Below are 22,403 nucleotides of genomic sequence, written 5' to 3'. Positions count from 1 at the left end.
GGTGATTTATGGCTGGCCCTGGTATCGACTTCCCGATTCAATTCCCCGATGACTTCCTTGGTCGTCAAGCCGAAGCATTCGAAAACGGTGCAAAGACCCTCAAAGAGGCGCTGGATGCAGCGCTGGTTGACCTCGAGAACGACGCGTCCGATCCAGGAAAACTCGCGGCTTACCAAGCGGCGTTTTCCTCCTATACCGTGTTCCGAAACGCCCAGACCAACACGATCAAGGGCTTCAAGGACATCGACATGGCGATCATCCAGGCGGCTCGCTGATTTTTCCCGACGGGTCATCGTCGCCTGGCGATGGCCATTTTTGATGAGTGTCGTGCATGTCTATCCAAAGCCTCTCTTCTTCTTTTGTCGATCGGACCGCAATCGCCGAATTGCGCGGCCCTCAGGAAGGTCCGACGGTGTCCCTGGAAAGTCGTTTACTCGACGCCTTCGCCAGTTCCGCGGTGACCAGTGGGCAGGAGGTTTCTTCGATCAACCGGCTGATTGAGAGCCCCGATATCACCAGCCCTGAAGCGTTGGCCCGGCTGCAGGAACAAATGGGGCAGTACAACGTGGACATCAATTTACTCAACGTTCTGGTGCGCAAAGCCGTGAGTACGGCCGAAACGCTGTTGCGCGCGTCATGAAGGCAGGCGCGCTGCTGATGTTGATATGCCTGGCGCTGGTGGGGTGTCGTCAGCCCAGCCTGCTTGAAGGGCTTGACCAGCAACAAGCAAACGAAGTGCTTTCGGTGCTACAGCGCAACAACATTACGGCGACCAAAGTGGACGCTGGCAAAGCCGGCTACTCGGTGAAAATCAACAAGGTCGACTTTTCGGCGGCCGTCGACTTGCTCAACCTCTATTCATTACCCTCCAGACCTCGCATGCAAGTAGCGGAAATGTTCCCCAGTGACTCGCTGGTGGCTTCCCCTCGAGCCGAGAAAGCCCGGCTTTACTCAGCGTTGGAGCAGCGGATCGAACAGTCGCTGGGGGTGCTGGAAGGGGTGGTGTCGGCGCGGGTGCATGTCAGTTACGACCTGGATGCCGGAGAAGGAGGGCGGAAGGCTGCGCCCATTCATCTCTCCGCCGTGGCGGTTCATGAGCGAGATGTCGAGCCGCAATTGTTGATCTCTGACATCAAGCGCTTCCTGAAAAACAGCTTTGCCGGCGTTGAGTACGAAAACATATCAGTGGTCCTGACTAAACGTTCGCCGACACAGCATGTCGCGCCGCTAGTGAGTGCGGCAGTGAGTGATTCGCGCTGGTTGTGGGTCATGGCTTTTGTAGCCGTGCTGTTTTTTATCGGTGCGGGTGTATTCGGGTATCGGCAGTTGAATGGAGTGATCCGTGACGTCAAGCGCTGAGCGTTGGCAGCGGATTCTCACCGAACCGCTGGATTACCTGCACGCGCAGCGGCTGACTGTTCCTTCGGGTTTCGAGGCAGCTGATGCCCGGCGGGTAATCAATCAGATCCTGTTTGAAGGACTTCCGCAGGCAGGTCCGTGGCCCGCGATGCCGCAGACCGCTATCGCGCACATGTGGATTCGGCAGTGGCGACAACTGCCCCGAATCGCTTCGTTGATGGGGGCCTGGCGGCTGTTCCCCCAGCTGGCGCGAGGCGGTGCTTTGCAGCATTTGCCGAGGTCGTTGCGCACCTTCGCCAGTTGCAATCCTGGCGCTCGCGTCAGCCTGCCGATCCCGTCTTCGGCCTCGCCGATCCAGCAGGTTGAAGCTGCCGGTTTCAACGCATTGTCAGGTTGGTCGGCTGACCTGCCGCTGCCGTTGTTCGATCGGCTGGCTTTGCAGTTTTCTCCACAGGTGGTTGACCTGCACAAGCAATGGCCTGTCGCGAAACCCGACCCGACCCTTTTCTTTTTGGCGGTGCAGCATGCTCGACTCCATCCGAACCCTGACTGATCTGCCCTGTTCGAGTGAGGCACGCATGGCGCGCGAAGACATCGTGGCGGCGCGACAGCGTCGTGTCCTGGCTGACCAGGCTCGGGGCTGGGCTCGAGAGTGCGTTGATCAGGCTCGCGATCAGGCCGAAGCGGTCCGTGCCGAGGCCTTTCATCAGGGTTACGCCGAGGGTGTAATGCGCGCGGCGCAAGACCTGGCGAGGGGGCTGCTCGAATCGCAATCGCTGGGCGAGCAGCTGCGCAGGGATCTCGCTCAGGCTTCTCGCCAGCTGCTCGGCGAGCTGCTGAGTCGCGGCGAATGGCTGGACGAGATGCTCGCACGCTGGCTGGCGAATCAAGCGAGCCACACAGACCAGGTTTTGCAGGTGCTGGTACCCCTGCGCTGCAAACCTCAAGGCAGTGATCTGCGCCAGCGGTTGCAGGCCATTTGGCCCGGCGCGTTGGTGCTTGAGTATCAACCGCAAGAGCGGTATGTGGTGCGCCTTGCCGATCAGTTGCTCGAGTTCGATATCGAGACGACGTGCCAGCGATTGCACCCCAGGTTGTTGTCCCTTTTGGAAAGCTTGCCAGCGTCGGCGCGTGCCCTCGACGACGCGTCGATCCAGCGACTCAATGATTTGTGCAGGGGTTTTGGAGCGGGGACACGATGAGTATCGACGCGATCGTGGGCTCACGAAATGTTCAGAACAGCGGTATTGGCGAAGTTGAAACGCTGGAGTCACGTGTGTTGCGTACCAATCCGGACATTGCCGGAGGAAGGCGCCCGGACCCCGAGTTTGACCGGCTCTACCATCAGCTGCTCAGCATGGAAGGGCAGGGTGAGAAGGCGATCTATGACTACTTGAGGTCGTTACGGGGAGAGGACGGCGTCACGCCTGCTTATCCCAGTGCCAAAGCGCTTTTGGCGGTGACGCTTCAGGTGTTGGTCAAGCTGAAAGAGGAAGGGCTGGAAAAGAGCCAGCTGTTCAAGGAAATCAAGGGCGCCAACGGGTTGGCGTTCGCTATGGATGTATTCGTCAAGAGCTACATGCGTGATGTGTTCCAGCCGATGGAAGACGATGCGTGGGAGAAGAGTGAGTGGTGAGGGGGGGCCGAATGGCCCGGGAAAGTACTTCTTAAAATAGAGAGATCACAATGTTAAATTCGGTTAGCGGGTCGACAGGAACTATCTTTAAAGCCTCTGAAGGCGTTGAAACCGCCGCCATCAACCCGATTCGCAGCCAATTGATAGACGCGCTTGACTTAGCGTGTCCGAACTTCGAACTGAGCGCTTTGGGCACTTCAAGGCAAATCGGAATCGGGATGCAGGTGTTTGATCGCGCGGTGCAGCGTCAGTTAAACATTTGCCAGGCAGATCTGGGCGAAACAGCGCAACGTCTTGCGGATGACATCAAACTCTTCATTCAAGGAGACTTGCCATCGCAATCGCAGCACGAGGATTTGTTTGTGCGAGCTGCCGAATTAAACAGGGCGGATATTCAGCAAACCCCTGTAAGCCGAATGGAATCGTTTCTTGGCGCGGCTTTAGAGTCGCTTGGGAGCGCTCGGGAGCCATTACTCAATCTGCTTAACATCACCGCTCGTACAGGCCTGATCGTCGCGGCGACCACGGTGCTGCGCCAGGTCGCCAGTTATTACATTGAGCAAGCCATTCAGGAAGGCGACTCGCCCCAAGCCTCCCAGGCATGGGCCGTCGCAGCCGTCACAATGATCGGTCCGGCAATGAGCCTGATGGGGGCGATACGCGACGAATGTGCCGGAACCGCAAACCTGCAAACCCGGCTTGGGCGAGTGTGTATGGCCAGCATCACCATGGGGTCGTTGATTGCGGCGCATTTGACCGGTGCATCTTCCTCCATGCTCACCAGCGCAATTGCAACGAATGTGTACACCGTCGCTCGAGATGTCACGAATGCGTTCTTTTCTTTGCAGAGCAATGCCGGCGACGCCACGACGAGCGCTACTGCGGTAACGACGGTGTCCTACGGGGCCGTGCAGTTTCTGCTGGCGGAGGTCGGTGCCCTGATGCCACCAAGTGGTGCCGGACGGTTTTCGGCCGACCTCGGTTACAGTTTGGGAGCGGATGTAATTCAGGGTGGCCTCAACGCGGCAGGCGCGGTCATTGACGATTTCATTTTCATCCTGTGCCGAAGCTGGCCCTTGCTGTCCCCGACAGCGGGTCTGGATTCAGCATTGTCGGATCCGGAGTCCTTGCAGCGCAGTGTCCTGGAAGTACGCGCAGGAGCACGCTTGCCTTCACGTGAACAGCTGGCTGATGCTCTTCTGAACGTCAATGCGTCCCGAACATCAGCCTTTCAGGCGATCAATCTTGTTGTCGGGGCGGTGGCAGTCGATTTGGCGCTTTCCGACTATGGTGAAACCAGTCAGGGCCATATCTTGAATATCTGCCTGATGGGAATGCTGATGCTGATCTACTTTCCGTTTATCTGGACGTGTTCACAGCGCAGTGACCGGAGCTGGTCACCTGAACAACTGAGGGAGCAGCCTACGCCATAGTGCCCTCTTGTTTGGGGTGGATCGGGCGCTCGTTTGATGCAGTCCCTCGCGCACGCCCCTCCACCCCGGCTATAATCGCCGCCACTTTTCCCAGCCCAGAGTCAAACCCGCCCATGTACACCCTGGCCCGTCAGCTGTTGTTCAAACTCTCCCCGGAAACCTCCCACGATCTGTCCCTGGACCTGATCGGTGCCGGCGGACGTCTGGGGCTTAACGGCTTGCTGTGCAAGGCTCCGGCGAAAAAACCGGTAACGGTCATGGGGCTGGATTTCCCGAACCCGGTGGGGCTGGCGGCTGGCCTGGACAAGAACGGCGCGGCCATCGACGGTTTTGCCCAGTTGGGTTTTGGTTTCGTCGAAATCGGCACCATCACTCCGCGTGCGCAGCCGGGCAATCCGAAACCACGGATTTTCCGTCTGCCGGAAGCCGAGGCGATCATCAATCGCATGGGGTTCAACAACCTTGGCGTCGATCATCTGTTGGCCCGTGTGGCGGCGGCGAAGTACAAGGGTGTGCTGGGCATCAACATCGGCAAGAACTTCGATACCCCGGTTGAACGGGCCGTCGATGACTACCTGATCTGCCTGGACAAGGTCTACGCCCACGCCAGTTACATCACCGTTAACGTCAGCTCGCCCAATACGCCGGGCCTGCGCAGCCTTCAGTTCGGTGATTCGCTCAAGCAACTGCTGGCCGATCTGGCCACACGCCGGGCTGAGCTGGCGCTGCGTTACGGCAAGCATGTGCCGCTGGCGATCAAGATAGCGCCGGACATGACCGACGAAGAAACCGTTCAGGTTGCGCAAGCGTTGATCGAAACCGGAATGGACGCCGTCATCGCGACCAACACCACCCTGAGCCGCGTTGGCGTCGAAGGCATGGAACATGGTGACGAGGCGGGCGGTCTGTCTGGTGCACCGGTACGTGAGAAGAGCACCCACACCGTGAAGGTACTGGCGGCGGAATTGGCCGGTCGTTTGCCGATCATCGCCGCAGGCGGCATCACCGAAGGCAAGCACGCGGCAGAGAAAATCGCCGCGGGTGCGAGTTTGGTGCAGATCTACTCGGGTTTCATCTATAAAGGCCCGGCATTGATTCGTGAGTCGGTGGATGCGATCGCTGCTTTACGTTGATCCTTGTGGGCGCTGGTTTGGTGAGGGGATTTATTTGTGGTTACGGTGAATTTGCAGGCATAAAAAAGGGCTCCTCGAGGGAGCCCCTGGGCCGGAGCCCGCCGCCCGGATGGGGCGTGCGTGGTTAAGGTGTTCAGTAATCAGATTGTCGTGTCGGAGTGTTAGGCCCTGTAAATTAGCCGACGGCGTGAAGTTCGTTGAGTCTGTGGATTCCCGCAGTGCCGGTCATACCGTCCCAGTTGTCGCCGCGTCCTTCTCGCCAGCCGTTAATCCAGGCTTGGCGTACCGACGGTAGAGTAAATGGGCAAAGCTCACGGGATTTGCCACCAACGCCATATTGATATCCGCGCAAAAATGCTCTTTCCAACGGATCACGCTTAAGTCTTCTCATAGGGTGTTGCCCTCACTTGTTGACTGTATTTATCGCGTCGACCTCTATTGAGGTCTGGCAGAAAAAACTCCTGCCGTTGGGGGCTCGCTGCCGGCGTCGCGAGCCAAGTTGTTGACGTCGTTGCGGCGTCAACCTGTGTTGAGTTCTAACCAATGCGTCACATCGAGGGAATGATCGTTTTGTCATAAGGACGTAACCATTAAGGTGGTATAGCCATAAGTAACGCGATGTTTACACGCGTTTATTGACCAAACCCCGGTATGATCGGCCCCGCGCAGGATGACGGTGCTAATCCTTTAACGAGAACGCCTCGCGTTGCGATGAGGCATTATTCGACGAAGGGTCACCTTATGACATTTTGTTTCCCCAACTTTTTTACCTGTCTTTGCATCTAAGCTCTTTTAACCGAGCAGCAAGGGTGGGACGGCACACCTTCGTGCCACGCGGGCGTTCTTTTAGAAAAACGCCTGATTGAAAACCGGACCGGCAATGCGTTGCCCGTTCACTCGCCAAAGGCTTTGAAATTCCAATGTCCGACCAATTTGAAATCTTCCTCACTTGCCCAAAAGGCCTTGAAGGCCTGCTTATCGAGGAAGCCGTCGGGCTTGGCCTTGAAGAAGCACGTGAACACACCTCTGCCGTGCGCGGCATGGCCACCATGGAAACCGCTTATCGTCTGTGCCTGTGGTCGCGTCTGGCGAACCGGGTGCTGCTGGTGCTCAAGCGTTTCCCGATGAAAGACGCTGAAGACCTTTACCACGGCGTGCTCGATATCGAGTGGCAAGACCACATGCTCAACGACGGCACCCTGGCGGTCGAGTTCAGCGGTCACGGCTCGGGCATCGACAACACCCACTTCGGCGCCTTGAAAGTCAAAGACGCCATCGTCGACAAACTGCGCACGCCGCAAGGCGATCGTCCATCGATCGACAAGCTCAACCCGGACTTGCGCATTCACCTGCGCCTGGACCGCGGCGAAGCGATCCTCTCTCTCGACCTCTCGGGCCACAGCCTGCACCAGCGCGGTTACCGCTTGCAGCAAGGTGCTGCGCCGCTGAAGGAAAACCTCGCGGCAGCGATCCTGATCCGTTCCGGCTGGCCTCGCATTGCAGCCGAGGGCGGCGCACTGGCTGACCCGATGTGCGGTGTGGGTACGTTCCTCGTCGAAGCGGCAATGATTGCCGCTGATATGGCACCGAACCTGCGTCGCGAGCAGTGGGGCTTCACGGCCTGGCTGGGTCACGTCCCGGCCCTGTGGAAAAAACTGCATGAAGAAGCCTCCGAGCGTGCGGCTGCCGGTCTGGCCAAGCCACCGCTGTGGATTCGTGGTTATGAAGCTGACCCGCGCCTGATTCAACCGGGCCGCAACAACGTCGAACGTGCCGGTCTGAGCGAGTGGATCAAGATCTACCAGGGCGAAGTCGGCACGTTCGAGCCGCGCCCGGACCAGAACCAGAAAGGTCTGGTCATCTGCAACCCGCCGTACGGCGAGCGTCTGGGCGACGAGGCGAGCTTGCTCTATCTCTACCAGAACCTCGGCGAACGCCTGCGTCAGGCATGCCTGAACTGGGAGGCCGCCGTGTTCACCGGCGCCCCGGACCTGGGCAAGCGCATGGGCATCCGCAGCCACAAGCAATATTCGTTCTGGAACGGCGCCTTGCCGTGCAAGTTGCTGCTGATCAAGGTCACGCCGGATCAGTTCGTCACAGGCGAGCGCCGCACCCCGGAACAACGCCAGATAGAGCGCGAGCAGGCTGAAGTCGAAGTCGCCGGCAATGACGTGGCACCGGGCAAGTACGAGAAGTACAACAAGAACGGCAACCCGATCAAACCTGTTCCTGTGGTGATCGAGCAACCGCGCTTGAGCGAAGGCGGGCAGATGTTCGCCAATCGTCTGCAAAAAAATCTCAAGGCCCTGGGTAAGTGGGTCAAGCGTGAAGGTATCGACTGCTACCGCGTCTACGATGCCGACATGCCTGAGTACTCGATGGCCATCGACCTGTATCAGGATTGGGTCCACGTTCAGGAATACGCCGCGCCGAAATCCATCGATCCGGAAAAAGCCTCGGCGCGCATGTTCGATGCCCTGGCTGCCATTCCCCAGGCCCTGAACGTCGACAAGAGCCGTGTCGTGGTCAAGCGCCGCGAACGTCAGAGCGGCACCAAGCAGTACGAGCGTCAGGCGGCTCAGGGCAAGTTTGTCGAGGTCAACGAAGGTGGCGTCAAGCTGCTGGTGAACCTTACCGATTACCTCGACACCGGCCTGTTCCTCGATCACCGGCCAATGCGCATGCGGATTCAGAAAGAGGCGGCCGGCAAGCGGTTCCTCAACCTGTATTGCTACACCGCGACCGCCAGCGTCCATGCAGCCAAGGGTGGCGCGCGCAGCACCACCAGTGTCGACCTGTCGAAAACCTACCTGGACTGGGCGCGCCGCAACCTGTCGCTGAACGGTTTCTCTGACAAGAACCGTCTGGAGCAGGGCGATGTGATGGTCTGGCTGGACGCCTGCCGTGACGAGTACGACCTGATCTTCATCGATCCGCCGACGTTCTCCAACTCCAAGCGCATGGAAGGCATCTTCGACGTGCAGCGTGACCAGGTGCAGCTGATCGACCTGGCCATGGCACGCCTGGCGCCGGGTGGGGTGTTGTACTTCTCCAACAACTTCCGCAAGTTCGAACTCGAGCCCAACCTGAGCGAGCGCTACGCGGTAGAAGAAATCACCGCCAAGACCATCGACCCGGATTTCGCCCGTAACGGCAAGATCCACCGCGCCTGGAAAATCATGGCTAGTTGAGTAATGCAGGGTAGTTAAGTCGTAGCGCACACCTGTAGCAGCTGGCGAAGCCTGCGTTGGGGCGCGAAGCGGCCCCGATTTTCAGGGAGACATCAAATCGTCCAGAAAGCGACCGCTTCAGTCGAGCGCGACCCCGGAGCCAACGCAGGCTTCGCCAGCTGCTACAGGGGTATGTGTTACTGCTAATTTTGTTGCATCCACAGAGCCTTGTTTTTAAAAGGCTCTTGGCTCCTCTCAATGCTGGTCAAATTAGTGGCTAATAGCTATAACTCAACTCAGGGCCATTGAGCTTTCCCGGCGCTTGGCGTTTTGAGTCTGCCTCTATGTCGTTGCACGTCATGCGCCCAAAGATCCTGGGTTTCATCAGTGAAGATGCTTCGGCCTGGCTGGTCGCGCTGCTGGTATTGCTCGTCGGCGGCATTCTCACAGGGCTGCTGGCCTGGTCGACACTGAATCTGTTTCACCATCAATTGCGGCAACGCTTCCAACTGCTCGCCAGTGAACGTTACAGCCGTATCGAAGAACGTTTTGAAGATCAGGAACAGCGCCTGGACGGGTTGCGCCGGTTCTTTGCCAATTCCGGCACGGTGTCCCGCGAGGAATTCGACGGTTACGCCAGGCCACTGTTGCATCGCACCCAAGCCTATTCATGGGCGCCGCGGATCTCCCGTGCCGCGCGGCCTGCGTTTGAACGCGAGGTGCAGGAAGAAGGGTTGAGCGAGTTTCGTGTCCGCGAACTGGATGCCACCGGGCAGTTGCAAACGGCTGCTGAGCGGGACGAGTACGCTCCGGTGCTGTACACCCAGACCCAAAGCCGTCTTCCCACCCCTCTGGGATTCGATTTGCTTGCGCAACCGTTGCGCCGCGCCACGCTGGAGCGGGCCGACAGCCATGGTGGCCTGGCGGTGTCGCAACCGCTGTATCTGCTGGGGATTGAGCCGACCTATGCCCGGGGAATCCTGCTGGTGGCACCAGTCAGCCGGCAGCTGGCGGCGGGGGGTATGCCGGATGGTTACGTCATGGCCGTTATCAGCATGCGCCAACTGCTTGCAGACGGATTGCCCGAGGATAATCACGATTTCCTCTCGGTGCGCATTCTTGATCTGTCCACCGGGGATCAGCATGAAGTGCTGTATGAGTCGAGCAATACGCCCGCCGTCAGCGAACTGTCATCGACGCAACTGATCCGTCTGGCCGACCATGATTATCAGGTTGAAATGCGGCCCAGTACCTCGTTTCTGCAGGCCAACCATTCTTCGGTGAGCAGCCTGGTGGTGTTGGGCAGCTTACTCAGTCTGCTGCTCAGCGCCTTGCTTTACGTGTTGGTCAGCCAACGTCAGCGGGCGCTGAAACTGGTCGAGCAACGGACCCAGGAACTGCGTGCCCGCGAGCAGGAGTTGCGCGGCACCCACGGCCAGCTGCGTGGCGTACTGAACGCCGCGACGCAGGTAGCGATCATCGCCACCGACCTGCGCGGCGTCATCACCACCTTTAATGCCGGTGCCGAACACATGCTTGGCTACTCCAGTGCCGAAGTGGTGGGGCACATGACGCTGGAGAATCTGCACTTGCCCAGGGAGCTGGCGGCGCGTTCGGCGGAGTTGAGCGCGCGGTATGGCAAACCGATTCCCACCTGTCAGGCGATGCTGGTCGAGGGCGGTGAGGAGGGCGGTCATGAAGCGCGGGAATGGACGCTGGTGCGCAGCGATGGCAGTCACCTTGCGGTGAACATGTTGGCGACGCCTGTGCTCGACGAACTGGGCCTGTGGGTCGGACACCTGGCGATCTGCATCGACATCACCGAACGCAAGCGCGTTCACGAAGCACTGGCCGCGCGTGATCTGCTGTTGAAGAAACTCAGTGCCCACGTGCCGGGCGGGATCTACCAGTTCAAGATGGAATTCGACGGGCGTTTCAGTGTGATCTACGCCAGTGACGGGATTCGAGAGATCTACGAACTCGAACCGGATGTGCTGCTGCTCAACGCCGAAGCGATCTTCACCCGGATTCATCCGCAGGACACCACGCGGGTGCGCGCCTCGATCCGCGCTTCGGCGGACAACCTGAGCCCGTGGCGCGAGGAGTATCGCGTGCAATTGCCCCTGCGTGGGCTGCGCTGGGTCCGTGGCGAAGCGACCCCTGAGGAACTGCCCGGCGGCGGTGTGCTGTGGCATGGCTACATTTCAGACATCTCCGACCTCAAGCGCGTGGAAGAAGAACTGCGGGCGCTGTCGGTGACGGATTCCCTGACGGGTATTCACAACCGCCGCTACTTTCAAGAGCGCCTGACCACCGAAATGGCCAGGGTCGAGCGTGGTGGCGGCGAGTTGTCGGTGATCATGCTCGATGTCGATCACTTCAAACGGATCAATGACCAGCACGGTCACGCGATTGGTGACCGGGTGCTGCAGGCCGTGTGCGAGCGTATCGGCGCTCGCCTGCGTCGAACGGATGTGTTTTGTCGTTTGGGAGGCGAGGAATTCATGGTGCTCTGCCCGGACATCGGCGGCGAGCACGCGCATGTGCTGGCGTTACAGCTATGGCAGGCGTTGCGCAGTTCGCCGATTGACGGCGTCGGGATCGTTACGGCGAGTTTCGGTGTGGCCAGCTGGCGAGCCGGGGAGGGCGCGGACGCGCTGTTGCTGCGGGCGGATTCAGGAGTATATGTCGCGAAACAGGCGGGACGGGATCGGGTAGAGGCAGAAATAACCTGAATGTGGACTCAAACCCTGTAGGAGTGAGCCTGCTCGCGATTGCGGAGTATCATTCAACTTTTATGTCGACTGATACACCGCTATCGCGAGCAGGCTCACTCCCACAATTGTTTTTGTGGCAGGTCTATCCGGTTACAGCACCGACGCCGTCTCTGGCAGTTTCGGCTGGCGATACAGGTCCAGCAGCACCTGATCCAGCACCGACGATGCGCCGAAGGGAGCCTTGTCGTTGAGGATCGCGACCACCGCCCAGGTATTGCCGTTGATGTCGCGGCTATAGCCGGAGATCGCTCGAACGGTATTCAGGGTGCCGGTCTTGACGTGCGCTTCACCGCGCATTGCGGTGGTCTTCAAGCGCTTGCGCATGGTGCCGTCGGTGCCGGCAATCGGCATCGAGCTGATGAACTCTGCGGCGTACGGGCTGCGCCAGGCGGCCTGCAGCATCGCCGCCATTTCCCGGGCGCTGACTCGCTCGGCGCGGGACAGGCCGGAGCCGTTCTCCATGATCAGGTGCGGCGCGGTGATGCCTTTCTTCGCCAGCCACTGCCGAACCACGCGCTGGGCAGCCTTGGCGTCGTCGCCATCGGCGTCGGTGCGGAACCGCTGACCCAGGCTCAGGAACAGCTGCTGGGCCATGGTGTTGTTACTGTATTTGTTGACGTCGCGGATAATTTCCGCCAGGTCCGGCGAATAAGCCCGGGCCAGCAATTTGGCATTTTTCGGCGTAGGCGCCAGAACGTCCTTGCCCTGAATGCTGCCGCCCAGCTCTTTCCAGATGGCCCGGACCGCACCGGCGGTGTAGGTCGCGTGGTCCAGCAGCGACAGGTACGTCTGGGAGCTGCAGCCATCGCCCAACTGGCCGCCAACCGTCACGGTCACGCTGCCATCGGGTTGGGTCACCGGGTTGTAGCGCACGCCGCCGGTGCACTGCTTGGAGTTGATGGCCTTGACCTGGTTTTCGATACGGATCGAGGCAATCGGTGGCTCGACCGACACCAGTACCCGGCCGTTGTCATTGCGGGCCACAAAGCGCAGCGCCTTGAGGTTGACCATCAGCGAATCGGGTTTGACCAGGAACGGCTTGTTCTCGTCATTGCCGTCATCGTTGAACTCGGGCAGTTGCGGTTGCGTGAAGAAATTGCGGTCCAGCACCAGGTCGCCGGTGATCTGCGTGACGCCATTGGCGCGCAGGTCTCGCATCAGCAACCAGAGTTTTTCCATGTTCAGCTTCGGATCGCCGCCACCTTTAAGGAAGAGGTTGCCGTTGAGAATGCCGCCGCTGAGGGGGCCGTCGGTGTAGAACTCGGTTTTCCACTGGTGGTTCGGGCCGAGCATTTCCAGCGCCGCGTAAGTGGTGACCAGCTTCATGGTCGACGCCGGGTTGACCGAGACGTCCGCATTGAAAATGGTCGGTGTGCCCGGGCCGTTGAGCGGAATCAGCACCAGGGACAGGGCGTTGTCCTGCAGTTTGCTGGCCTTGAGGGCCTTTTCAACGTTGGGAGTCAAGCCGGTATTAATGGGCGCAGCGGCAAGCGGGAGGGCCAATGGGAGAAGTAAACCGGCCAGCAACAATGGACGCAAAGATTTGATCATATGAAATAGAACCCTACAGCCGAGGGGAAAAAGACGAGGGCATGAAGATAAATTCCCTCAGTAGTCATGAAAGTGTCGGCATTATGCCCCAAGGTGTAGGGGCTTGTGCCGTGACCTGGCCCGCTAATAAGCTATTTTTTTACCGACGGTAGGTCGCCGCGCCCAGAGAGTCGGGCAATTGGCGGCTTAAACTGCTAAAGTGCCGCCCGTTATTACTTATGAGGATTGTTCCAATGGCGACTAACCGTTCCCAGCGTCTGCGCAAAAAACTGTGCGTCGATGAATTTCAAGAGCTGGGTTTCGAACTGAACCTGGATTTCAAAGAAGATTTGGCTGATGAAGCCATTGATGCTTTCCTCGATGCGTTCCTGCAAGAAGCCATGGAAGCCAACGGTCTGGGTTATGTTGGCGGCGACGACTTCGGTCTGGTTTGCCTGCAGAAACGTGGCTCGGTATCCGAAGAGCAGCGCGCTGCTGTTGAAGCCTGGCTCAAAGGCCGCAGCGAACTGACCGAAGCAACCGTCAGCCCGCTGATCGACGTCTGGTACCCGGAAAAGCCGATCAATCCGGTAGCGTGATGTTAGAAAAAACGGCGACCCAAGGGTCGCCGTTTTTTTATGCCTGCTTTTTGCAGGAGCGAGCTCGCTCGCGATGGACGTTAACGATTACGCGTTTTTTCTGAATAAACGCGGCGTCCTCAAGTCCATCGCGAGCAAGCTCGCTCCTACAGGGGATCAGGCTTTACGCCAATTCAAGATCACTAACGTCACCACCCCCGCCACAATCCCCCAAAACGCCGAACCGATGGAAAACAGCGTCAGCCCCGACGCCGTCACCATGAAGGTGATCAGCGCCGCTTCGCGCTCCTTCACTTCGCTCATGGCAATGCTCAGGCCATTGATTATCGAGCCGAACAACGCCAGCGCCGCAATCGACAGCACCAGTTCTTTGGGCAGCGCGGCAAACAGCGCCGCCAGTGTCGCGCCGAACACACCGGCGATCCCGTAGAAAATCCCGCACCAGACCGCCGCCGTGTAGCGCTTGTTGCGATCTTCGTGGGCATGGGGGCCGGTGCAGATTGCTGCGCTGATGGCCGCCAGGTTGATCCCGTGCGAGCCAAACGGTGCCAGCAGCAGCGAGGCGATGCCGGTGGTGGTGATCAGCGGTGACGCGGGCACGTTGTACCCATCGGCGCGCAAAACCGCGATCCCTGGCATGTTTTGCGAGGTCATGGCCACGACAAACAGCGGAATGCCGATGCTGATGGTGGCAGCCAGGGAGAAGTGCGGCGTGGTCCATACAGGCGTCGCCACTTCCAGGTGGAAGCCACTGAAGTCCAGTAACCCCATGAACCCTGACAGGGCCGTACCGATCAGCAATGCAGCCAGCACGGCATAACGCGGCGACAGGCGCTTGATCACCAGATAAGTGAAGAACATCCCCAAGACCAGCGCCATGCGATGCTGCGCCGCGACAAAGATTTCACTGCCGATCTTGAACAGAATCCCCGCCAATAACGCAGCCGCCAGGGAGGCCGGAATCTTTTTGACCAGGCGCTCGAAGCTGCCGGTCAAACCACAAATCGTGACCAGGACGGCGCAGGTGATGTAGGCGCCGATCGCTTCGCCGTAGCTGACACCGCCGAGGCTGGTGATCAGCAGCGCTGCGCCGGGCGTCGACCAGGCGATGGTGATGGGCGTCCGATAACGCAGGGACAAGCCGATCGAGCACACCGCCATGCCAATCGAGATCGCCCAGATCCACGACGAAATCTGCCCGCTGGTCAGGCCGGCGGATTGGCCGGCCTGGAACATCAACACCAGGGAGCTGGTGTAGCCGGTCATCATGGCGATGAAACCGGCAACGATCGCCGAAGGTGACGTATCGGCCAGAGGGCGGAGCTGCGTGTGCGTGGCGTCGTTCATGACGGGGTGTTCCTTTGTTCTGATGAAGATGTCCGTAGCAACACGGAATACTGTGGGAGCAAGGCTTGCCCGCGATAGCGATCTCGGGAATGCCATCGCGAGCAAGCTTTGCTCCTACAAGGACGCGTTTGGCTGCGGATTCTGCGATCAAGCCTAAACTCAAACGTAACCCTGCGTTGCAATACAGCGGAGGCAACAAACAGCCGTACAGTCGTGTTGCCACCATCCATTGTGTACAATCGCGGTGTTTTTTACGCGATACTTGCCAGCGACCCACTGTGCCGTATTACAGTCACGGTCAATTCGCCGCAGTTCTCCCGACTCGAGTGCCCATGAACGAACAGTTGCAGCCCCTCAAGAAACAACCGCGAGCAGGCAAAGCCGGCCGCAGCGGTACCCAGGACGATATTGTCTACGCGCATATCTTCGAGGCCATCCTCGAGCAGCGTCTGGCGCCCGGCACCAAGTTGAGCGAAGAAGCGCTGGGGGAAATTTTCGGGGTCAGTCGCACCATCATTCGCCGTGCGCTATCGCGCCTGGCCCATGAAGGGGTTGTGCTGCTGCGTCCCAATCGCGGCGCCGTCGTTGCCAGCCCGAGTGTCGAAGAGGCACGGCAGGTGTTCCTGGCCCGGCGTCTGGTGGAGCGAGCGATCACCGAACTGGCGGTTCAGCACGCGACAGCCGAGCAGATCGCCGAGCTGCGTCAGATGGTCAACGACGAGCGCGACAGTTTTTCCCGTGGCGATCGCGGTGCAGGTATCCGTCTGTCGGGCGAGTTCCACCTGAAACTGGCTGAAGCGGCAAAGAATGCACCGCTGATCAGCTTCCAGCGCAGCCTGGTGTCGCAGACTTCGTTGATCATTGCACAGTACGAAAGCGGCAATCGTTCGCACTGTTCATACGACGAGCACACCCAGTTGATCGATGCCATCGAAGCGCGCAATGGTGAGCTGGCGGTGGATTTGATGATGCACCACATGGATCACATCGACAGCAAGCTCAACCTTGACGAAGAAAGTGCGTCGGATGATTTGCATGCGGTGTTCTCGCATTTGTTGCAGACCAAGAAGCCTGGGCGGCCAGCGGCCAAGCTTTAAAAGATCGCAGCCTCGTTTCACTCGACAGCTCCTACAGGAGTACGAGTACCTCTGTAGGAGCTGCCGAAGGCTGCGATCTTTTGATCTTTCTGGCAGGCAATAAAAATCCCCCGGGCTGAAAAGCGGCGGGGGATTTTTTATGCCTGAAGACTTAGCGCTGATGCACCAGCGCACCCGCCGCATAGGTCTGCAGCACCGTCCGGTCATCGCCCAGCGTCATCAGTACAAACAACGTCTCGGCAATGTTGTTGGCCTGCTTCAAGCGATAGCTGAGCAGCGGCGTAGCGTTGTAATCCAGCACCAGGAAATCCGCGTCGGTGCCCGGCAGCAACGTGCCGATCTTGTCTTCCAGACGCAGCGCACGGGCACCGCCCAGGGTCGCCAGGTACAGGGATTTGAACGGGCTCAGTCGTGCGCCTTGCAGCTGCACGACTTTGTACGCTTCGTTCAGGGTTTGCAGCAGCGAGAAACTGGTGCCCCCGCCCACATCGGTGCCGATGCCGACATTGAGTTTGTGTTTCTCGGCCATCGGCAGGTTAAACAGGCCGCTGCCGAGGAAGAAGTTCGAGGTCGGGCAGAAAGCGATGGCCGAACCGGTTTCTGCCAGTCGCGCGCACTCGTCATCGCACAGGTGCACACCGTGGGCGAACACCGAGCGCTCGCCGAGCAGTTGGTAGTGATCGTAGACGTCGAGATAGCCTTTGCGCTCCGGGAATAGCTCCTTGACCCACTCGATCTCTTTCAGGTTTTCGCTGATGTGGGTCTGCATGTAGAGATCCGGATACTCGCTGAGCAATTGACCGGCGAGGGTCAACTGTTCCGGCGTACTGGTCGGGGCGAAACGCGGCGTGACCGCGTAGTGCAAGCGGCCCTTGCCGTGCCAGCGCTCGATCAGTGCCTTGCTTTCCACGTAGCTGGATTCAGCGGTGTCGGTCAGGTAGTCCGGCGCATTGCGGTCCATCATCACTTTGCCGGCGATCATGCGCAGGTCCAGCTGCTCGGCAGCCTCGAAGAACGAGTTCACCGATTGCGGGTGCACGCTGCCGAAAACCAGTGCCGTGGTGGTGCCGTTGCGCAGCAATTCCTTGATGAAAATGTCCGCGACTTCGTCGGCGTGAGCCTTGTCGGCGAACTGGCTTTCGCAGGGAAACGTGTAGGTATTGAGCCAGTCCAGCAGTTGCTCGCCGTAGGCGCCGACCATGCCGGTTTGCGGCAAGTGAATGTGGGTGTCGATGAAACCCGGGGTGATCAGGGCGTCCTGATAGTGGGTGATGTCGATATCGGCCGGCAGGGTCGGCAGCAATTCGCTGGCGTGGCCTATGGCGCTGATCTGGCCGTTATCGACCACCAGCAAGCCGTCCTCGAAATACTCGTAGGAGGCTTCGATGCCCACTTCGGCGGGATCGGCGATGCTGTGCAGGATGGCGGCGCGGTAGGCTTTTCGAGTCAGAGGCATTGTCGTTCTCAATTCGTGGCTTTCAGGTTTGAAGCGTGGCTGCGACGTGATGCTGGCAGCAGCTTGGCAATCGGTTCGGCGCTGGACGTTTGCTGGCCGAAATTGGCGTTGTACGTGGCGATGATTTCGCCGGCGATGGAGATGGCGATTTCCACAGGCAACTTGCCTTTGACGTCGCCGATGCCCATCGGGCAGCGCATGCGTTGCAGCACGGCGCTGTCGAAACCGCGATCACGCAGGCGATGTTCGAACTTCACCCGTTTGGTCTTCGAACCAATCAGGCCGAAGTAGGTGAAATCGTTGCGCTTGAGGATTGCGGCGGTGAGTTCGAGATCGAGCTGGTGATTATGGGTCATGACGATGCAGTAACTGCCGGCGGGCAAATCGTCGATTTCATCCACCGGTTCTTCGGCGACGATCTTGCGCACGCCGTGGGGCATCTGCTCAGGGAACTCCGCATCCCGCGAGTCGATCCAGCGCACGCGACAGGGCAGGCTCGCCAGCAGCGGCACCAGTGCACGGCCCACATGGCCGGCGCCGAACACGGCGATCTGCGCCTGGACCTGGCCCATGGGTTCAAACAGCAACACGGTCACGCCGCCACAGCATTGGCCCAGGCTGGCGCCGAGGCTGAAGCGCTCCAGGTGCGTGTCCTGCTTGCCACTGGCGAGCATTTCGCGGCCGATCTGCATGGCCTTGTATTCCAGGTGCCCGCCACCGATGGTGTCGAACGTCTGGTGGGCACTGATGACCATTTTCGAACCGGCATTGCGTGGCGTCGAGCCGAGCTCTTCGATGATGGTCACCAACACGCAGGGTTCACCGCGGTTTTGCAGGTCGGCGAGGGCGTCAATCCAGTTGTACATGTTTCACCTCGACATCTGTGTAGTCAGTTCGGGCCTCATCGCCAGCAGGCTGGCTCCCACCTTTGGATCTCTGTTAGCCACAGAATGTGTGCTCACTAAAAATCCACTGTGGGAGCTAGCCTGCTAGCGATTGGAGGCGACTCGGTCTTAAAGCGAAGCCAACTCCGGCTCTGCCTCAACCGCCTTCGCCACCTTCAACTGACGCATCTGCTCACAGCCCCACAACACCCGCTCCGGGGTCGCCGGCGCGTCGATGTGCGGTTGATGTTTGTAGTCGCCCAGACTCGCCACTGCATCCTTGATCGCACACCACGCCGCGATGCCGAGCATGAACGGTGGCTCGCCCACTGCTTTGGAGTGGAACACCGTGTCTTCCGGGTTCTTGCGGTTTTCCACCAGCTTCACCCGCAGGTCCAGCGGCATGTCCGCGACCGCCGGGATCTTGTAGCTGGCCGGGCCGTTGGTCATCAGTTTGCCCTTGTTGTTCCACACCAGCTCTTCCATGGTCAGCCAACCCATGCCCTGGATGAAACCGCCCTCGACCTGACCGATGTCGATGGCCGGGTTCAGCGAGGCGCCGACGTCGTGAAGAATGTCGGTGCGCAGCATTTTGTACTCGCCGGTCAGGGTGTCGATGATCACTTCACAACAGGCTGCGCCGAACGCAAAGTAATAGAATGGCCGACCTCGTGCCTGACTTCGGTCGTAGAAGATTTTCGGGGTCTTGTAGAAGCCGGTGCTCGACAACGAAACCTGGGCGAAATAGGCCTGTTGGATCAGCGCTTCGAAGGTCAGGATGTGATCGCGAACCCGCACGTGGCCGTTGTGGAATTCCACGTCCTCTTCGCTGACCTTGTATTGACGGGCAGCGAATTCGACCAGGCGTTTCTTGATAATTTCGGCGGCGTTCTGCGCGGCTTTGCCGTTCAGGTCAGCACCGCTGGAAGCTGCAGTCGGCGAGGTGTTCGGGACCTTGTCGGTGTTGGTGGCGGTGATTTGCACGCGGTCGATTTCGACTTGAAAGACCTCTGCCACGACTTGCGCAACCTTGATGTTCAAGCCCTGACCCATTTCGGTGCCGCCATGGTTCAGGTGGATGCTGCCATCGGTGTAAATATGGATCAGCGCACCGGCCTGGTTGAGGAAACTGGCAGTGAAGGAAATGCCGAATTTCACCGGGGTCAGCGCCAGGCCTTTTTTCAGGATCGGGCTGTTGGCGTTGTAGCGGCGAATCGCTTCGCGACGCTCGGCATACTGGCTGCTTTCCTCCAGCTCGGCGGTCATTTCCTCGAGCATGTTGTGCTCGACGGTCTGGTAGTAATGGGTGACGTTGCGCTCGGTCTTGCCGTAGTAGTTGGCCTTGCGCACCGCCAGCGGATCGAGGCCCAGATGGCGGGCAATCGCGTCCATCACTTCTTCAATGGCGACCATGCCTTGCGGGCCGCCGAAGCCACGATAAGCCGTGTTCGATGCGGTGTTGGTTTTGCAGCGGTGACCGTTGATGGTTGCATCGCCCAGGTAGTACGAGTTGTCGGCGTGGAACATCGCGCGGTCGACAATCGAGGCCGACAGGTCTGGCGAGCAGCCGCAGTTGCCGGCCAGTTCCAGGGCGATCCCGTGCAGGCGACCGGTGCTGTCGAAGCCGACGTCATACTCGACGTAAAACGGGTGGCGCTTGCCGGTCATCAGCATGTCTTCGACACGCGGCAGGCGCATCTTGGTCGGCTGGCCAGTGAGGTGCGCGATCACGGCACAGAGGCATGCCGGGCTCGCCGCCTGGGTTTCCTTGCCGCCAAAACCACCGCCCATGCGACGCATGTCGACGACGATCTTGTTCATCGACACGTCCAGCACCTCAGCGACCAGCTTTTGCACTTCGGTGGGGTTCTGGGTCGAGCAGTAGACGATCATCCCGCCGTCTTCAGTCGGCATCACCGAAGAGATCTGGGTTTCCAGGTAAAAATGCTCCTGGCCGCCAATGTGCAACGTGCCTTGAATGCGATGTTCAGCGCCCGCCAATGCACTGGCCGAATCACCCCGCTGATGGGTATGGCTGTCGAGCACGAAGTGACGTTTGCGCAGGGCTTCGACGACATCCAGTACCGGTTCGAGGTCTTCGTATTCGATGATCGCAGCCATGGCGGCTTTGCGTGCGGTTTCCAGGTCTTTCGCGGCCACGGCGAGCACCGGTTGACCGACGAACTGCACGTCATCGATGGCCAGCAGCGGATCGCCGGGCAGCAACGGGCCGATGTCTTTCAGGCCCGGGACGTCTTCATGGGTGATTGCGATGCGCACGCCTTCGAAGGCGTAGCAGGGCTTGGTGTCGATGCTGATGATTTTCGCGTGGGCGCGGTCCGACAGCCGGGCGTAAACGTGCAGCTGGTTTGGAAATTCCAGACGGTCGTCGATGTACTGCGCTTCACCGGAGACGTGCTTGGCGGCGCTGTCATGCTTGACGCTGCGGCCGACGCCACTGGTCAGGTCCTTGGCAAACAGTTCAGCCAGTTCGGCTTGGGTCTTCTCTATAGCGTGATGATTAGACATAAGCGGTCACCCGAGTCTCGATGTGCGGTGTTTGCAGTTCGATGAAGTATTTGCGCAGCAGGTTTTGCGCGCTGAGCAGGCGGTATTCCTTGCTGGCGCGGAAGTCCGACAGCGGCGTGAAGTCTTCGCCCAGGGCGGCGCATGCACGTTCGACGGTGGCGTGGTTGAACGGTGAACCGAGCAAAACCGCCTCACAGCTTTTCGCACGTTTTGGCGTGGCCGCCATGCCACCGAAGGCGACGCGGGCATCAGCGATCACGCCGTTTTCGATGCGCAGATTGAACGCAGCGCAGACCGCTGAAATGTCATCGTCCAGGCGCTTGGAAACCTTGTAGGCGCGGAACAGTTGTTCGACGCTGGCGCGGGGCACAATGATCTTTTCGATGAACTCGCTTTCCTGACGCGCCGTGACCCGGTAATCGATGAAGTAATCTTCCAGCGCCATCGTGCGACGGGTTTCGCCTTTGCACAGAACGATCTGCGCGCCCAGGGCGATCAACAGGGGCGGCGAGTCACCAATCGGCGAGGCGTTACCGATGTTGCCGCCGAGCGTGCCCTGGTTGCGAATCTGCAAAGAGGCGAAGCGCTGCAGTAAATCGCCAAAGTCCGAGTATTCGGATTTCAACGCTTCGTAGCAATCGGAGAGGGCGGTCGCGGCGCCGATTTCCAGACGGTCGTCGAAGCGTTCGATGCGCTTCATTTCGGCGACGTTGCCGACGTAGATCATCACCGGCAAGGTGCGGTGGAATTGCGTGACTTCGAGCGCCAGGTCGGTACCGCCCGCCAGCAGGCGAGCTTGTGGGTATGCATCATAGAGGTCGGCCAGGTCGGCCACGGTCAGCGGCACCAGGCAGCGCTTGTCACCGCTGTTGAGTTCGCCGATGTCGGTGGGTGCGATGGCTTTCAGGCGGGCAATGGTGTCGGCTTCGCGGGCGTCGAATTGGTCCGGCTGTTTACCGCAGCAAGACTGCTCGGCGGCTTCCAGGATCGGGCGATACCCGGTGCAGCGGCACAGGTTGCCGGCCAGGGCTTCGTGGGCTTTGTGCGAGTCTGGTTGGTCGCTGTTCTTTTGCAGGGCGAACAGTGACATCACGAAGCCTGGGGTGCAGAAGCCACACTGCGAACCATGGCACTCGACCATGGCTTTCTGCACGCTGTGCAGTTCGCCTTTGTGTTTGAGGTCTTCGACGCTGATCAGCTGTTTGCCGTGCAGCGACGACACAAAAGTCAGGCAAGAGTTGAGGCTGCGATAACGAATGTGCTCGCGGCCCTCGTCATCCGTTTGCAGCTCGCCAACCACCACGGTGCAGGCACCGCAGTCACCGCTGGCGCAGCCTTCTTTGGTGCCGGGTTTGCCCACATGGTCGCGCAGATAATTGAGCACGGTCAGGTTTGGGTCCAGGGCGTGCTCGCTACGGAGTTCCTGGTTAAGTAAAAACTGGATCACGGAAGG

General features: G+C 59.5%; 19 protein-coding genes. 12 read left to right on the top strand and 7 right to left on the bottom strand.

Annotated elements, in window-relative coordinates; genetic code table 11:
• Positions 1-8 precede the first annotated feature (8 nt).
• The 8 genes from sctF (at position 9) to H7698_RS02775 (ending at position 5,561) form a co-directional block, all read left to right on the top strand.
• Positions 9-275, top strand: a complete 267-nt coding sequence (gene sctF / locus H7698_RS02810; RefSeq protein WP_162438350.1) for a type III secretion system needle filament subunit SctF — start codon at positions 9-11, stop codon at positions 273-275.
• A gap of 56 nt (positions 276-331) precedes the next feature.
• Positions 332-640 carry a type III secretion system inner rod subunit SctI gene (sctI, locus tag H7698_RS02805; protein ID WP_194690505.1) on the top strand — a complete coding sequence of 103 codons (309 nt, stop codon included), beginning with the start codon at positions 332-334 and terminating at the stop codon, positions 638-640.
• Positions 637-1,359 (top strand): EscJ/YscJ/HrcJ family type III secretion inner membrane ring protein, encoded by a 723-nt coding sequence (locus H7698_RS02800; RefSeq protein ID WP_194690504.1) that lies wholly within the window; start codon positions 637-639, stop codon positions 1,357-1,359. The genes sctI and H7698_RS02800 overlap by 4 nt, the downstream gene beginning before the upstream one ends.
• The gene (locus H7698_RS02795) at positions 1,343-1,912 is read left to right on the top strand and encodes a secretion system protein (RefSeq protein ID WP_162438353.1); all 570 of its coding nucleotides are present in this window, start codon (positions 1,343-1,345) and stop codon (positions 1,910-1,912) included. The genes H7698_RS02800 and H7698_RS02795 overlap by 17 nt, the downstream gene beginning before the upstream one ends.
• Complete coding sequence (locus H7698_RS02790; protein ID WP_194690503.1) at positions 1,884-2,561, top strand: oxygen-regulated invasion protein OrgB; 678 nt, start codon at positions 1,884-1,886, stop codon at positions 2,559-2,561. The genes H7698_RS02795 and H7698_RS02790 overlap by 29 nt, the downstream gene beginning before the upstream one ends.
• Positions 2,558-2,995 carry a hypothetical protein gene (locus H7698_RS02785; protein WP_194690502.1) on the top strand — a complete coding sequence of 146 codons (438 nt, stop codon included), beginning with the start codon at positions 2,558-2,560 and terminating at the stop codon, positions 2,993-2,995. The genes H7698_RS02790 and H7698_RS02785 overlap by 4 nt, the downstream gene beginning before the upstream one ends.
• 50 nt (positions 2,996-3,045) lie before the next feature.
• A complete protein-coding gene (locus H7698_RS02780) occupies positions 3,046-4,428 on the top strand; it encodes a hypothetical protein (protein ID WP_194690501.1) in 1,383 nt (460 codons plus the stop codon).
• 113 nt (positions 4,429-4,541) lie between these two features.
• Entirely contained in the window at positions 4,542-5,561 is a 1,020-nt protein-coding gene (locus H7698_RS02775; protein WP_194690500.1) for a quinone-dependent dihydroorotate dehydrogenase, read from the top strand.
• Positions 5,562-5,736: 175 nt separating this feature from the next.
• On the opposite strand, the gene rmf is transcribed toward H7698_RS02775, so the two are convergent.
• Entirely contained in the window at positions 5,737-5,952 is a 216-nt protein-coding gene (gene rmf / locus H7698_RS02770) for a ribosome modulation factor (protein WP_003223300.1), read from the bottom strand.
• A 529-nt stretch (positions 5,953-6,481) separates the two neighbouring features.
• Here rmf and rlmKL point away from each other — a divergent pair.
• Together rlmKL and H7698_RS02760 are read left to right on the top strand one after the other, a co-directional pair.
• Positions 6,482-8,752 (top strand): bifunctional 23S rRNA (guanine(2069)-N(7))-methyltransferase RlmK/23S rRNA (guanine(2445)-N(2))-methyltransferase RlmL, encoded by a 2,271-nt coding sequence (rlmKL, locus tag H7698_RS02765; protein WP_194690499.1) that lies wholly within the window; start codon positions 6,482-6,484, stop codon positions 8,750-8,752.
• Between the two features lie 323 nt (positions 8,753-9,075).
• Entirely contained in the window at positions 9,076-11,466 is a 2,391-nt protein-coding gene (locus H7698_RS02760; RefSeq protein ID WP_194690498.1) for a sensor domain-containing diguanylate cyclase, read from the top strand.
• A gap of 132 nt (positions 11,467-11,598) precedes the next feature.
• Here H7698_RS02760 and dacB read toward each other — a convergent pair whose 3' ends face one another.
• Complete coding sequence (dacB, locus tag H7698_RS02755) at positions 11,599-13,059, bottom strand: D-alanyl-D-alanine carboxypeptidase/D-alanyl-D-alanine endopeptidase (RefSeq protein WP_194690497.1); 1,461 nt, start codon at positions 13,057-13,059, stop codon at positions 11,599-11,601.
• A gap of 233 nt (positions 13,060-13,292) precedes the next feature.
• Here dacB and H7698_RS02750 point away from each other — a divergent pair, with 233 nt between their 5' ends.
• Entirely contained in the window at positions 13,293-13,637 is a 345-nt protein-coding gene (locus tag H7698_RS02750; protein ID WP_162438361.1) for a YggL family protein, read from the top strand.
• Between the two features lie 156 nt (positions 13,638-13,793).
• Here the strand turns inward: H7698_RS02750 and H7698_RS02745 are convergent, their stop codons facing one another.
• Positions 13,794-14,984, bottom strand: coding sequence for a benzoate/H(+) symporter BenE family transporter (locus tag H7698_RS02745; protein ID WP_194690496.1), 1,191 nt, complete (start codon positions 14,982-14,984; stop codon positions 13,794-13,796).
• 332 nt (positions 14,985-15,316) lie between these two features.
• On the opposite strand from H7698_RS02745, the gene H7698_RS02740 reads away from it, so the two are divergent.
• The gene (locus tag H7698_RS02740) at positions 15,317-16,081 is read left to right on the top strand and encodes a GntR family transcriptional regulator (RefSeq protein ID WP_064378756.1); all 765 of its coding nucleotides are present in this window, start codon (positions 15,317-15,319) and stop codon (positions 16,079-16,081) included.
• A gap of 151 nt (positions 16,082-16,232) precedes the next feature.
• Here the strand turns inward: H7698_RS02740 and guaD are convergent, their stop codons facing one another.
• From guaD to xdhA, 4 genes are all read right to left on the bottom strand, one after another.
• Positions 16,233-17,537, bottom strand: coding sequence for a guanine deaminase (gene guaD / locus H7698_RS02735; RefSeq protein ID WP_194690495.1), 1,305 nt, complete (start codon positions 17,535-17,537; stop codon positions 16,233-16,235).
• An 8-nt stretch (positions 17,538-17,545) separates the two neighbouring features.
• Positions 17,546-18,403 (bottom strand): xanthine dehydrogenase accessory protein XdhC, encoded by an 858-nt coding sequence (xdhC, locus tag H7698_RS02730; protein ID WP_162440793.1) that lies wholly within the window; start codon positions 18,401-18,403, stop codon positions 17,546-17,548.
• A gap of 147 nt (positions 18,404-18,550) precedes the next feature.
• Complete coding sequence (gene xdhB, locus H7698_RS02725; RefSeq protein WP_194690494.1) at positions 18,551-20,950, bottom strand: xanthine dehydrogenase molybdopterin binding subunit; 2,400 nt, start codon at positions 20,948-20,950, stop codon at positions 18,551-18,553.
• A complete protein-coding gene (xdhA, locus tag H7698_RS02720; RefSeq protein WP_194690493.1) occupies positions 20,943-22,397 on the bottom strand; it encodes a xanthine dehydrogenase small subunit in 1,455 nt (484 codons plus the stop codon). The genes xdhB and xdhA overlap by 8 nt, the downstream gene beginning before the upstream one ends.
• Positions 22,398-22,403: the final 6 nt, after the last annotated feature.

The organism is Pseudomonas sp. p50(2008) (assembly GCF_015351605.1).
Taxonomy (GTDB): domain Bacteria; phylum Pseudomonadota; class Gammaproteobacteria; order Pseudomonadales; family Pseudomonadaceae; genus Aquipseudomonas.
The sequence above is the reverse complement of the archived record's forward strand: the minus strand, read 5'-3'. Positions and strand labels throughout refer to the sequence as shown.

What these genes read in the sequence shown, in the direction of transcription:
- sctF (WP_162438350.1), top strand. Translation starts at nt 9, where the DNA reads ATGGCTGGCCCTGGTATCGACTTCCCGATTCAATTCCCCGATGACTTC.
- sctI (WP_194690505.1), top strand. Translation starts at nt 332, where the DNA reads ATGTCTATCCAAAGCCTCTCTTCTTCTTTTGTCGATCGGACCGCAATC.
- H7698_RS02800 (WP_194690504.1), top strand. Translation starts at nt 637, where the DNA reads ATGAAGGCAGGCGCGCTGCTGATGTTGATATGCCTGGCGCTGGTGGGG.
- H7698_RS02790 (WP_194690503.1), top strand. Translation starts at nt 1,884, where the DNA reads ATGCTCGACTCCATCCGAACCCTGACTGATCTGCCCTGTTCGAGTGAG.
- H7698_RS02785 (WP_194690502.1), top strand. Translation starts at nt 2,558, where the DNA reads ATGAGTATCGACGCGATCGTGGGCTCACGAAATGTTCAGAACAGCGGT.
- H7698_RS02780 (WP_194690501.1), top strand. Translation starts at nt 3,046, where the DNA reads ATGTTAAATTCGGTTAGCGGGTCGACAGGAACTATCTTTAAAGCCTCT.
- H7698_RS02775 (WP_194690500.1), top strand. Translation starts at nt 4,542, where the DNA reads ATGTACACCCTGGCCCGTCAGCTGTTGTTCAAACTCTCCCCGGAAACC.
- rmf (WP_003223300.1), bottom strand. Translation starts at nt 5,952, where the DNA reads ATGAGAAGACTTAAGCGTGATCCGTTGGAAAGAGCATTTTTGCGCGGA.
- rlmKL (WP_194690499.1), top strand. Translation starts at nt 6,482, where the DNA reads ATGTCCGACCAATTTGAAATCTTCCTCACTTGCCCAAAAGGCCTTGAA.
- H7698_RS02760 (WP_194690498.1), top strand. Translation starts at nt 9,076, where the DNA reads ATGTCGTTGCACGTCATGCGCCCAAAGATCCTGGGTTTCATCAGTGAA.
- dacB (WP_194690497.1), bottom strand. Translation starts at nt 13,059, where the DNA reads ATGATCAAATCTTTGCGTCCATTGTTGCTGGCCGGTTTACTTCTCCCA.
- H7698_RS02750 (WP_162438361.1), top strand. Translation starts at nt 13,293, where the DNA reads ATGGCGACTAACCGTTCCCAGCGTCTGCGCAAAAAACTGTGCGTCGAT.
- H7698_RS02745 (WP_194690496.1), bottom strand. Translation starts at nt 14,984, where the DNA reads ATGAACGACGCCACGCACACGCAGCTCCGCCCTCTGGCCGATACGTCA.
- H7698_RS02740 (WP_064378756.1), top strand. Translation starts at nt 15,317, where the DNA reads ATGAACGAACAGTTGCAGCCCCTCAAGAAACAACCGCGAGCAGGCAAA.
- guaD (WP_194690495.1), bottom strand. Translation starts at nt 17,537, where the DNA reads ATGCCTCTGACTCGAAAAGCCTACCGCGCCGCCATCCTGCACAGCATC.
- xdhC (WP_162440793.1), bottom strand. Translation starts at nt 18,403, where the DNA reads ATGTACAACTGGATTGACGCCCTCGCCGACCTGCAAAACCGCGGTGAA.
- xdhB (WP_194690494.1), bottom strand. Translation starts at nt 20,950, where the DNA reads ATGTCTAATCATCACGCTATAGAGAAGACCCAAGCCGAACTGGCTGAA.